Source organism: Bradyrhizobium sp. AUGA SZCCT0182 (assembly GCF_018130185.1).
Lineage (GTDB): Bacteria > Pseudomonadota > Alphaproteobacteria > Rhizobiales > Xanthobacteraceae > Bradyrhizobium.
Genome location: NZ_JAFCLY010000008.1, coordinates 205,233 through 216,727, shown reverse-complemented (window position 1 = coordinate 216,727; position 11,495 = coordinate 205,233). Strand labels below are relative to the sequence as shown.

The following is an 11,495-nucleotide window of genomic DNA, read 5'->3' as shown; positions in this document are numbered from 1 at the left end:
CGGTGGACGCTGGTTTACGCCTCGACGACGGCGTGGATAAGCGTACGGCAAAACCGTGTGGTCCTGGCGCCCGTTGCTGGCGTCAAGCCGTCGGCTAAGCGTGAGCTGAACCGGCGGTGACGGAGTCAACCAAGAACTCGTCTCCGGGGAGAGCACGGCATAAGCCGTAAAGCCATTGCGCAGGGAAGGCCGGGTGTTCTCCGCTGCCCTGTATGCTCGTGTGCAGCCTACTTAGTGCAAACCGCACACGGGACCGCGGGTGCAGCGCGCACCCGGTCTTCCCTGCGCCCTCTCATTGGAGGGCGGGAAGTTTCTGGCAAACCTCGGGCGCATCGCGTCGCGAGATTGCATAGACATATTCGGTCGTCGTCACCCGCCCGAGTGCGCAATTGCGCATGGGGGGCGGGTGACCCAGTATTCCAGAGACGCTGATGATTGAACCGATAAGCCGCGGCGTACTGGATCCCCGCCTGCGCGGGGATGACGGCATTGTGTGGAGCCGCTCCGTCGCCGTCATTGCGAGCGGAGCGAAGCAATCCATCCGCGCGGGCAGCATGGATTGCTTCGTCGCTATCGCTCCTCGCAATGACGTTACCCATTGGGGCTGGAATTATTACGTCGAGCTCGCATATCGGGCATCGGACTTCAGCGAAGGAACCGCACATGAGTTTACAGGCCGACTTCACCAGCCAGGAGTTCTTTCGCGACCCCGCCACCGCGATCGAGAAGCTGCGCACCACCGGGCCGGTGGTGGAAGTGCGCTTTCCCATCATCGGCAAGGTGTGGGCCACGACCACGCAAGCGCTCGCTGATCAGGTGCTGAAGGATACCGAGACCTTCACCATCCGCCGCGACGATGGCAATGTCGCCGGGCTGCAATGGTGGATGCCGGGCATCGTGCGCACGCTCGCCAACAGCATGCTGTCGATGGACGAGCCCGATCACAAGCGGCTGCGCGACATCGTCGACGAAGCGTTCCGCCGCCGTGCCGTGCTCGACATGGAGCCGCATATCCAGGCGATCGGCGACCAGCTTGCCGATGAATTGTTTGCCGATGGCACTCCGGCCGATCTCGTCGAGCGCTTTGCGCGCAGGCTGCCGCTGTCGGTGATTTGCGAACTGCTCGGGCTGCCGCTCGCCGACCGCGCCAAATTCACCGCCTGGGCCAGCGGCTTTACCCGCTTCACCGGCGCGCTCGGCTTTCTCGGCATGATGCCGAAGATTTTTGCCATGCGGCGCTACGTCGAGCAGCATCTCGAAACCGTCCGCCGGCAGGGCGGGCAGGGGTTGATCGCCGAGATCGTGCGCGTCGAAAAGGACGGCGGGAAGATCAGCCGCGACGAGATCGTGTCGATGGTGTTCCTGCTGCTGTTCGCCGGCCACGAAACCACGACGCATCTGATCAGCGGATCGGCGTTCGAGCTTCTGAAGAATCCCGGACTGCGCCACTGGCTGCGTGAGGACGAAAGCCGGCTCGATCTGGCGGTCGAGGAATTTCTGCGCTTCATCACGCCGGTGCAATTCACCAAGCCGCGCTATGTGCGCCGGGATGTCGATCTTGGCGGCGTGCAGGTGAGGAAGGGCGAAAAGGTCATGGCAATGCTCGCCGCCGCCAACATGGACCCGCAAGCCAATCCGCATCCTGAGCGGCTCGACCTGCAGCGCAGGCCCAACCGCCACATCGCGTTTGGCACCGGGATCCATTTTTGCCTCGGCCATCAGCTGGCGCGGATCGAAGGCCGATGTGCGCTGAAATCGCTGTTCCGGCGCTGGCCCGAGCTGGCGCTGGCTGTCGATCCATCCGAAATCAAATGGCGCAAGCGGCCTGGCCTGCGCGCGATCGACCGGTTGCCGGTTGTGGTGATCAGGCAAACACGCGGTCCGGGTGGCGTAAAGCAGGAGTAGCGGGTTTTTGGTTCCACAGCCTGTGCGGGTTGTGCCATCGATCGTTGCCCGCTTGCTACGATTGTTGCGTGGCCGCAACACTTCCTGAACATTTAACCGTCAAATCAGCCAGCTATTGCCTGCGCCGCTTTTTAGCCACACCCCTGCATGAAATCATGCCTTCATAGGCTGATGGCCACAGCGCTCGCCAAGACGAGTCGGCTGGGGAAACAGGTTCGCGATGCACGCAGGGACCAACATCAAGGACAGGCTGCCGAGCTGTCACGTGACGGCGGGACCCGCGCGCGCGCCGCAAGCCCAAGCCCAAGCCCAAACCTATGTCGCAGCCGCCGTCATCGCGGCTTCCTTCGGCACCGGCAATGCTGCATCGCACTCGCCTGTGATCGCCAATCGCTGCCGCACCAGATTCGATTTGATCGACGGCGCCGAAATCTTCGCGGGAAAAATCTTCAAAAAGACTCCGTGTGCCGCGGGTTTGCAGCCGAGCGGCCGTTATGTTGCCAAAGACATGCAGGAAATTGGGAGCATATCGCTTCTGATGAAGACGCTGCTCGACAACGGCCACCTGCGCGGGAATTGCCTTACCGCCACGGGCCGGACGATCGCCGAAAACCTCAAGAGCGTAAAGCCGATGGCCGCCACCGGCGGTATCGTTGGCCAAAAAGATTTTGCGCAGGAAGGTGCGGTCGTGAAGGTCGCGGGCATGTCGAAGCCGATATTTTCAGGTTCTGAATTTTCAAGTTCTGTCCGCGGCTTGGACCGCGAAAAGAACGCCGCGGCGAGTCTTAACGTAAAGTTGACCGGCGCCGACGCCCCTGAACATGAGACCAAACGGCAGTCCCGAGCGACTAACTTCAAATCGGCTGCGCTGTGGAAGGACGCCCAAAGGACCGGGCAGGCGATGGATGGCGCTGTTTCCCATCCAGACGGTGCGCACGAGAAACAGTGTTATGCGGACATCTAGGCGTATCATTCTTGCGTTGATGTTAGGGGCCGCGCCGGTGGCGGGCTCCGGATTCGCGTTCGATGGTGCGCCGGTAAATCCCAAAGATGCCGCTCTTCCCGTGGTTTCCCAGCCCGCCGCCCAGGCGTTGAACGCCCAGGCCTTGGGTATTCCAGGGGCAAAAAAGGCGATTCCGCCGGCAACCGCGGCGGCTGCCGCCTCCGCGCCGTCGCTGACCTCCCTGCAATACGCCGCTGAAGGCGGTCATCCCGTGGCCCAGTGGAAGCTGGGCCGGATGTATGCCAACGGCGATGGCGTCACCCAGGACGACCTGCGGGCGTTCGAATATTTCAGCCGCATTGCCAACCAGCACGCCGAGGATAGCCCGTCGGCGCCTCAGGCGACGATCGTGGCCAACGCGTTCGTGGCGCTGGGGCGGTATTACCTCAACGGCATTCCCAATTCGAAGGTCAAGGTCGACAGGGAGCGGGCGCGGGAGATGTTCTCCTATGCCGCGTCCTATTTCGGGAACGCCGACGCCCAGTACGACCTGGCGCGGCTCTATCTGAAGACCCCCGACGCCTCGCGGGAAGATTTCCGCTATGGCGCCCGCTGGCTTGGTCTGGCCGCCCAGAAGGGCCAGCATCAGGCGCAGGCGCTGCTCGGCCAGATGCTGTTCAACGGCGACCGGCTGCCGCCGCAGCGCGCGCGCGGGCTGATGTGGCTGACCCTGGCGAGTGAGAGTGCGACGCCGGACGAGGTCTGGATCAAGGAAAGCTACACCCGGGCGATGTCGAAAGCCTCCGGCGACGACCGCGCCATGGCGCTGCAGATGCTCGAGCACTGGGTGCAGGGCCGCCGGGACTGATTCCCGCCGCGGCTTGGTTTCTGCCGCGGCCTGGCTTGAGCGGCGCTTATTCGCTCAGGCGGTTTCGAGATCGAGATCGGCCCAGACCGGGACATGGTCCGACGGCTTCTCCCAGGCGCGCACGTAGCTGTCGATACCGACATTGGTGAGCCGGTCGCTGGCCTGCGGCGACAGCAGCAAATGGTCAATCCGAATGCCCCAGTTCTTCTGCCAGGCACCGGCCTGATAGTCCCAGAAGGTGTACTGGCCGGGGGCGTCGTTCACGGCCCGCAGCGCGTCCGTCAGGCCAAGCCCGAGCAGCGATTGGAAGGATTCGCGGGTCGCCGGGCGGAACAGCGCATCATTGGCCCAGGCGGCGGGATTGTAGACGTCCCGGGCTGCCGGGATGACGTTGAAGTCGCCCGCCAGGATCAGCGGCTCCTCCGCTTTAAGTCGCTCCCTGGAGTACTCAAGAAGCCGCGACATCCATTTGAGTTTATAGGGATATTTATCTGAATCCGCAGGATTGCCGTTGGGCAGATAAAGGCAAGCGATGCGCAGCACGCCCTTCTTCAGGGGAATCACGCCTTCGAGGAACCTGGCATGGGCATCCTCGTCGTCGCCGGCGAGGCCGGATTTGGTTTCCTCGAACGGCAGCTTCGACAACAACGCAACGCCGTTGAAGGTCTTCTGGCCGTGGGTGACGACGTTGTAGCCGAGCGCCTCGATCTCGAGCCGCGGAAAGGCGTCATCGATGCATTTGATTTCCTGCAGGCAGACGACGTCAGGCGCGCAGTCCTTCAGCCAGGTCAGGAGATGGTCGATCCGCTGCCGGACCGAATTGACGTTCCACGTAGCAATACGCATTGCAAAAGCCCGGATTGTAATCACACATTTTCGCTGCAGTGGCATACCATGTGCCGCGAGGCTGTGATAACTATCTAGAAATAAGGCGTAAAAGTCGCCGTCAAGGGGGCCGGGAGCAACTGTCCCGCCCTTTGCGGACCGGCGGACGTGAAAAATTATGAAAAAGCGTAACTGGATACTTTTCGCCGGCATTATCGGCATTGCTGCCGTCGCGGCCTACACAACCCGCTCGTCGTGGATGGGGAGCAACGCCAGCGCACAGGGGCCGCAGCGCCCGCGCATGGTCTCGGTCGAACTGGCGAAGGCGGAGCGCAAGTCCGTGCCCGTCGATGTCGACGCCAACGGAACCGTCACGCCGATCTCCAGCGTGGCGCTGAAGTCGCGGCTGGAAACCACCATCGTGTCGGTCCATTTCCAGGACGGCGCCAAGGTCAACGAAGGCGACTTGCTGTTCACGCTCGATGCGCGCCAGATCGACGCCCAGATCGAGCAGGCCGAGGGGGTGCTGGCGAAGGACCAGGCGCAGCTCGAAGGCGCGCTGCGCGATGTCCGGCGCTACAGCGAACTGATCGGCAAGGGCGCCACCACGCAGGTCAATCTCGACAACGCCAAGACGACGGCTGACATCCTGGCCGGAACCATCAAGGCCGACCAGGCGGCGCTCGACAATCTGAAGGTCCAGAAAAGCTACACCACGATCCGCGCACCGTTCTCAGGCCGGGTCGGTGCCGCCAACGTCAAGGTCGGCAATTTCGTGCGGCCGGCCGATCTCGCGGCGCTCGCCGTCATCAACCAGATGGCGCCGGTCTACGTGACCTTCGCCGTCCCCCAGCGCGTGCTGGTCGATCTGCGCGAGTCGATGGCGAAGGGGGCATCCGGGGTGACCGCGACGATCCCGGGTCATCAGCGCTCGGAAAGCGGCAAGATCGCGATGGTCGAGAACACGGTGGATGCCACCACGGGCATGGTTACCGTGCGCGGCATCATGAACAACGAGAACGAGACCTTGTGGCCGGGCACCCTGGTCGCGACCCGACTGACGATCCGCAGCGAAGATGCGATCGTGGTTCCGACGGTCGCCGTGCAGCGTAGCCAGACCGGCAACTTCGTCTTCATCGTCAAGGACGGCACAGCCAAGGTTCAATCGGTCACGGTCGATCGTACCTCGCAGGGCATGTCGGTGATTTCAGAAGGGCTCGCCGGCGACGAGAGCGTGGTGGTCGACGGACAATTGCTGCTGTCGGATGGAACGCGGGTCGAGCCGCGGGCGAAGAAGGCGGGGGCGTAGCCGATGACGCTCTCGGAGCTCTGCATCCGCCGGCCGGTCATGACGACGCTGATCACGGCGTCGATCATTGCGTTCGGCATCTTCGGCTTCCGCCTGCTGCCGGTATCGGCGCTGCCGCGGGTCGACTTCCCGACCATTGCCGTGACCGCGACCTTGCCGGGCGCGAGCGCGGATACGATGGCAGCCTCGGTGGCCGGCGTCATCGAGCGCCAGCTCTCGACCATCGCCGGCATCTCCTCGATGTCGTCGAACTCATCGCAGGGCTCGAGCCAGATCACGATCCAGTTCGATCTCAACCGCAATATCGATTCCGCCGCGCTCGACGTGCAGACGGCGCTGACCATCGCGCAACGCCGGTTGCCAATCGAGATGAGAATCCCGCCGAGTTTCCGCAAGGTGAACCCGGCCGATTTCGCGATCCTGTTCGTGGTGCTTGGCTCGTCCACGCTGCCGCTGTCGGCGGTCAACGAATATGGCGAAATCACCATCGGCCAGACTTTGTCGCAGATACCGGGCGTCGCGCAGGTCAGCGTCTACGGCGCGCAGAAGTTCGCCGTTCGCGTCCAGGCCGATCCGGAAGCCGCCGCGGCGCGCGGATTGTCGCTCGAAGACATTCGCGCCGCGGTTTCGGCCGCCAATTCGTCGACCCCGGTCGGCACGCTGAATGGACCAAAGCAGGACGTGGCGTTGCAGGCCTCCGGCCAGATGGACAAGGCGGCTGACTACAGCAAGATCGTGGTGGCCTGGCGCAACGGTTCGCCGGTCAAGCTCGATGAGGTCGCAAAGATCTACGACAGCGTCGAGAACGAGCGGATCGCAACCTGGCTGAACGACGAGCGCTCGATCGTGCTCGGCATCCAGAAACAGCCGGACGCCAACACGGTGGCGGTGGTCGATGGCATTCTGGCCAAATTGCCGGTGCTGCGGGCGCAGATCCCGCCATCGGTGTCGATCAACGTGCTGATGGATCGCTCGGTATCCATTCGTCAGGCGGTGGCCGACGTCGAGGAGACGCTGCTGATCGCGATCGGGCTGGTCATCCTCGTCATCTTCCTGTTCCTGCGCTCGGCGTCGGCGACCTTCATTCCGGCGCTGGCGGTTCCGATCTCGCTGTTCGGCACCTGCGCGGTGATGTACGCGCTCGACTATTCGATCAACAACATGACGCTGCTGGCGCTGACCCTTTCCGTCGGGTTCGTGGTCGACGACGCCATCGTCATGCTGGAGAACATCGTCCGCCATATCGAGCGCGGGATGCAGCCGTTTGAAGCCGCGCTGAAAGGCGCGCGCGAGATCGGCTTCACGATCATTTCGATCACGTTCTCGCTGATCGCCGTGTTCATCCCGGTGTTGCTGATGGGTGGCATCGTCGGCCGGGTGTTCCGCGAGTTTGCGGTGACGGTATCGGTCGCGATCATCGTGTCAGGATTCGTTTCGCTGACCTTGACGCCGATGCTGTGCGCGCGCGTGTTGCGGGCGCACGACCCGAACAAGAAGCCGAACATCGTGCTTCGCGTTTTCGAGGCGATGTTCGAATCCTGGCTGCGTGCCTATGAATGGACGCTCGACTGGGTGCTGGCGCGCAAGGCGCTGATGCTGGCCGTGACGCTGGCGACGCTGGGCGGCACCGTCTACCTCTATATGATCGTGCCGAAGGGCTTCTTTCCGCAGGAGGACACCGGCTTCCTGATCGGCGTGACCGAGGCTGCGACCGACACGTCCTTCGATGCGATGAAGGAGCGGCAGCAGGCGCTGGTCGCGGTGCTGAGAAGCGATCCCGCGATCGAATACATCAACTCCACCGTCGGCGCCGGCGGACCGAACACGACGGCGAATTACGGACGGCTGTTCATTGCGCTGAAGCCGAAGAAGGAACGCGACAACCTCACGACGATCATAGGGCGGCTGCGGGGCAAAGCCCGCCAGATTCCAGGCATGCAGGCGTTCTTCCAGCCGATCCAGAACCTCAATATCGGGGGGCGGATCTCCAAGAGCCAATACCAGTATGTGATGCAGAGCGGCGACACCGACTCGCTGTACCGGCTGGCGCCGGAAATGCGCGACAAGATCGAGAAGGTGCCGGGCCTGCTCGACGTCACCACCGATCTCTACATCAAGAACCCGCAGATGACGGTCGACATCGACCGCGAGAAGGCCGCGGTTTACGGCGTCACCGTCGACCAGGTTCGCAACCAGCTCTACAACGCCTACGGCTCGCGCCAGGTCGGCACCATCTACATGCCGTCGAACGACTACCAGATCATCCTGGAAGTGCAGCCGCAGTTCCGGGTCGATCCGTCCGACCTGTCCAAGCTCTACATGAAGACCCAGAACAACCAGACCATTCCGCTGTCAGCGGTGGCGAAGCTGGTTCCGACGGTGGGGCCGCTGCAAATCAACCATCAGGCGCAGCAGCCGGCGGTGACGATCTCGTTCAACCTCGCGCCGGGCTATTCGCTCGGGCATGCGGTCGACAAGATCACGACGCTCGAGCAGAGCTCCAACCTGCCGGCGACCATTGCCACCGGCTTCTCCGGCACGGCGCAGGTGTTCCAGGATTCGCTGCGCGGGCAGGGCGTCCTGATCCTCGCCGCCGTGTTCGCGGCCTTCGTCATCCTCGGCATACTCTACGAGAGCTTCATCCACCCGATCACCATCATCTCCGGCTTGCCGTCGGCCGGCATCGGCGCGATCCTGACCCTGATGCTGTTCGGAATGGAGATGTCCGTCATCGCGATGATCGGCATCGTGATGCTGGTCGGCATCGTCAAGAAGAACGCCATCATGATGGTGGACTTTGCGCTGGAACGCCGCAGCGTCGGCCTCAGCGCCGAGCATGCGATCCGCGAAGCCGCGCTGCTGCGTTTCCGCCCCATCATGATGACGACGTTCGCCGCGATCTTCGGCACGCTGCCGATCGCGCTCGGCGCCGGCGCCGGCGCCGAACTGCGCCAGCCGCTCGGCGTCGCCGTAGTCGGCGGTCTGTGCCTGTCGCAACTGCTGACGCTGTACATCACCCCCGTGATCTACATCTATCTCGACCGCATCGACCGCCGCCTGAAGCGCCGGCTCGAGCCGCAGCTCGAAGAAACCGACGGCGACAAGCGGCCGCGCGTGGTCGCGGCCGAGTAATGGTCCCTGCGCGGGCAATGCAGACCGCTTTGGGGTGCGTCGTCGTCCTGATCGCGCTTGCGTGCAGTGCCGGGACCAAGGCCGTTGCGGCCGAGCCGATCGAAATCTTCGATGCGCATCTGCATTACAATTGGGAACCGAAGCCCTTTTACCAGCTCGACGAGGTGCTCGCGCTGTTCAAGAAGCATCGCGTCACCGGCATCCTCGCGACCAGCCGCCCGAACAGTGGAACGCATGCGCTGGTGGATGCGAAGGCCGATGGCCTGCAGGTCGTGCCTTTCATTCGGCCGTACCGCGTCCGGTCAGATATCCAGAGCTGGTTCGGCGATCCCGTGATCTTCGATCTCGTGCAGGACGAATTCAAGCGCGGCTACTACCGCGGCATCGGCGAATTCCATCTGTCGGGCAAGTCGGCGGAAAACGAGTGGGTGAAGAAGACCGTCGATTTTGCTGTCGCCAACGACCTCTATCTGCATGCCCATGCCGATGACGAGGCGGTCGAGATCCTGATGCGGCACAATCCGAAAGCCCGGATCATCTGGGCGCATACCGGCTTTGGGCTGTCGACCGATCGCGTCACGGCGATGCTGTCGAAATACCCAAAGCTGTGGGGAGAGTTGTCGTATCGCAGCGGCATCACCGACGGCGCAGGCAAGCTGACGGCTGAGTGGCGGACGCTGTTCGAACGCTATCCTGATCGCTTCCTGCTCGGTTCGGACACCTGGGTGCCGGAGCGCTGGGCGAGCTATGGTGAGATCATGGCGAGCTATCGCGCATGGCTGGCGCAGCTATCGCCAAAAATCGCCGAGCAGATCGCGAGCGGCAATGCGAAGGCGCTATTCGCCGCGCCGCGCTGATATCGCTCAGATCGAAAAACTGGTGCCGCAGCCGCAGGAGGCGGTGGCGTTCGGATTGACCACCCGGAACGACGCGCCGATCAGGTCGTCGACGAAATCGACCTCCGAGCCGGCCAGGAACGGCACCGATGCCGGATCGACCAGCACCACCGCGCCCTCGCGCGCAATCACCAGATCGTCCTCGGCCTGGGCGTGCTCGACGTCGAACTTGTACTGGAAGCCGGAGCAGCCGCCACCTTCGACGGAGATGCGCAGCATGGCGCCGTCGCCCTCGGTCTTGAGGATTTGCCCGATGCGGCGGGCGGCCCGCTCGCTGACGGTGATGGTAGTGGTCATGCGTGGTCTCCGGTCGAAGGCGTCATACCCAATTCATTTGGTATCCCGCGCTCCCCATAGTTAAGTATGTAATCTCGCAGAATCAAATGGATAAGGACTAAAAAAACTTGTCGGTCGGAATGGCTGCCCCCCGCGCGCTCTATGCCTGCGATCCCGATCGCAGCCGCGGCCGGCTGTTTACGGAGCCGCCGAGCAAGACCCGCAGCCCGTTCCGGCGCGACTGCGACCGGGTGATCCATTCTACCGCCTTCCGCCGCCTGAAGCACAAAACTCAAGTCTTCGTGTTCCATGAAGGCGATCATTACCGCACAAGACTGACCCATTCGCTGGAGGTGGCCCAGATCGCCCGCGCGCTGGCCCGCCAACTCGGGCTCGACGAGGACCTCACCGAGACGCTGGCGCTGGCCCATGACCTCGGCCACCCCCCGTTCGGCCATGCCGGGGAGCGGGCGCTGGACAAATGCCTGCTGGCTCATGGCGGCTTCGATCACAACGCCCAGACCCTGCGCGTCGTCACCTCGCTGGAACATCGCTACCCCGAGTTCGACGGCCTCAATCTGAGCTGGGAATCGCTGGAGGGCATCGTCAAGCACAACGGCCCGCTGACGGAGCGGAGCGGGGCCCCGGCCGGGCGCTACAGCGACAGTGGGATCCCGGTCGGGATCGCCGATTTCAACCGCAAATATGATCTGGAGTTGTGGACCTACGCCTCGCTGGAGGCCCAGGTCGCAGCCTTCGCCGACGACATCGCCTATGACGCTCACGATATCGATGACGGCCTGCGCGCGGGCCTGTTCAGCGTTGACGACCTCAAGGTGATGCCGCTCACGGCAGCCATCATCGCTGACATCGGCAAGCACTATCCTGATCTCGATGACAGCAGGCGCGGGGCGGAATTGGTGCGCGAGCTGATTTCCTACATGATCTCGGCTGTTGTGGCGGAGGCCGGCAGGCGGATCGAGGCCGCCAAACCGCAATCGGCCCATGATGTACGCCACTGCGCTCAGCCGCTGGTCGCGTTTCCGCCTGCCGTGGCGGCGGAAGAGGCCGACATCAAGGCGTTCCTGAAGCTGCGGATGTACCGCCACAAGCGGGTGATGCGGGTGATGGGCGAGGCGGAGCAGATCGTGTTCGACCTGTTCGCGCGCTACCAGAAATCTCCGGATGACCTGCCGGCCGAGTGGGTCGAGGGCACCGAGCACGAGACCGAGGGCGAACGTATCCGCCGGATCGGCAATTTCATTGCCGGGATGACCGACCGTTTTGCCCTGACCGAGCATCAAAGGCTTTTTGACTCGACCCCGGATTTGCGTTAGGCGG

Annotated in this window: 8 protein-coding genes and 1 pseudogene; 7 read left to right on the top strand and 2 right to left on the bottom strand. The window is 63.2% G+C overall.

All coding sequences use genetic code 11. The features are described from left to right. Positions 1-663 precede the first annotated feature (663 nt). The 3 genes and pseudogenes from JQ611_RS12160 (at position 664) to JQ611_RS12150 (ending at position 3,716) form a co-directional block, all read left to right on the top strand. Positions 664-1,905 carry a cytochrome P450 gene (locus tag JQ611_RS12160; RefSeq protein ID WP_212465543.1) on the top strand — a complete coding sequence of 414 codons (1,242 nt, stop codon included), beginning with the start codon at positions 664-666 and terminating at the stop codon, positions 1,903-1,905. A 322-nt stretch (positions 1,906-2,227) separates the two neighbouring features. Further along, a pseudogene (locus JQ611_RS12155) lies at positions 2,228-2,869 on the top strand (dihydroxy-acid dehydratase); the annotation flags it as partial. Next, positions 2,856-3,716, top strand: a complete 861-nt coding sequence (locus JQ611_RS12150) for a tetratricopeptide repeat protein (protein ID WP_212269925.1) — start codon at positions 2,856-2,858, stop codon at positions 3,714-3,716. The pseudogene JQ611_RS12155 and the gene JQ611_RS12150, both read left to right, overlap by 14 nt. A 54-nt stretch (positions 3,717-3,770) precedes the next feature. Here the strand turns inward: JQ611_RS12150 and xth are convergent, their stop codons facing one another. Continuing rightward, the gene (gene xth, locus JQ611_RS12145) at positions 3,771-4,562 is read right to left on the bottom strand and encodes an exodeoxyribonuclease III (RefSeq protein ID WP_212392127.1); all 792 of its coding nucleotides are present in this window, start codon (positions 4,560-4,562) and stop codon (positions 3,771-3,773) included. 157 nt (positions 4,563-4,719) lie between these two features. Between xth and JQ611_RS12140 the strand changes: the two genes are divergently transcribed. The 3 genes from JQ611_RS12140 to JQ611_RS12130 are packed head-to-tail and all read left to right on the top strand — an operon-like array spanning position 4,720 to position 9,839. Continuing rightward, entirely contained in the window at positions 4,720-5,850 is a 1,131-nt protein-coding gene (locus JQ611_RS12140; protein WP_212465541.1) for an efflux RND transporter periplasmic adaptor subunit, read from the top strand. A gap of 3 nt (positions 5,851-5,853) precedes the next feature. Beyond that, positions 5,854-8,982: an efflux RND transporter permease subunit gene (locus JQ611_RS12135; RefSeq protein WP_212465540.1), complete on the top strand. Its 3,129-nt coding sequence runs from the start codon at positions 5,854-5,856 to the stop codon at positions 8,980-8,982. 17 nt (positions 8,983-8,999) lie between these two features. Continuing rightward, positions 9,000-9,839 carry an amidohydrolase family protein gene (locus JQ611_RS12130; protein ID WP_249133105.1) on the top strand — a complete coding sequence of 280 codons (840 nt, stop codon included), beginning with the start codon at positions 9,000-9,002 and terminating at the stop codon, positions 9,837-9,839. Positions 9,840-9,845: 6 nt separating this feature from the next. Here the strand turns inward: JQ611_RS12130 and erpA are convergent, their stop codons facing one another. After that, positions 9,846-10,175, bottom strand: a complete 330-nt coding sequence (gene erpA, locus JQ611_RS12125) for an iron-sulfur cluster insertion protein ErpA (RefSeq protein WP_212465539.1) — start codon at positions 10,173-10,175, stop codon at positions 9,846-9,848. Between the two features lie 107 nt (positions 10,176-10,282). On the opposite strand from erpA, the gene JQ611_RS12120 reads away from it, so the two are divergent. Then, positions 10,283-11,491 carry a deoxyguanosinetriphosphate triphosphohydrolase gene (locus JQ611_RS12120; RefSeq protein WP_212392124.1) on the top strand — a complete coding sequence of 403 codons (1,209 nt, stop codon included), beginning with the start codon at positions 10,283-10,285 and terminating at the stop codon, positions 11,489-11,491. Positions 11,492-11,495 lie beyond the last annotated feature (4 nt).

Coding starts and splice junctions, on each gene's coding strand:
- JQ611_RS12140 (WP_212465541.1), top strand. CDS start 4,720: ATGAAAAAGCGTAACTGGATACTTTTCGCCGGCATTATCGGCATTGCT.
- JQ611_RS12150 (WP_212269925.1), top strand. CDS start 2,856: ATGCGGACATCTAGGCGTATCATTCTTGCGTTGATGTTAGGGGCCGCG.
- JQ611_RS12135 (WP_212465540.1), top strand. CDS start 5,854: ATGACGCTCTCGGAGCTCTGCATCCGCCGGCCGGTCATGACGACGCTG.
- erpA (WP_212465539.1), bottom strand. CDS start 10,175: ATGACCACTACCATCACCGTCAGCGAGCGGGCCGCCCGCCGCATCGGG.
- JQ611_RS12130 (WP_249133105.1), top strand. CDS start 9,000: ATGCAGACCGCTTTGGGGTGCGTCGTCGTCCTGATCGCGCTTGCGTGC.
- xth (WP_212392127.1), bottom strand. CDS start 4,562: ATGCGTATTGCTACGTGGAACGTCAATTCGGTCCGGCAGCGGATCGAC.
- JQ611_RS12160 (WP_212465543.1), top strand. CDS start 664: ATGAGTTTACAGGCCGACTTCACCAGCCAGGAGTTCTTTCGCGACCCC.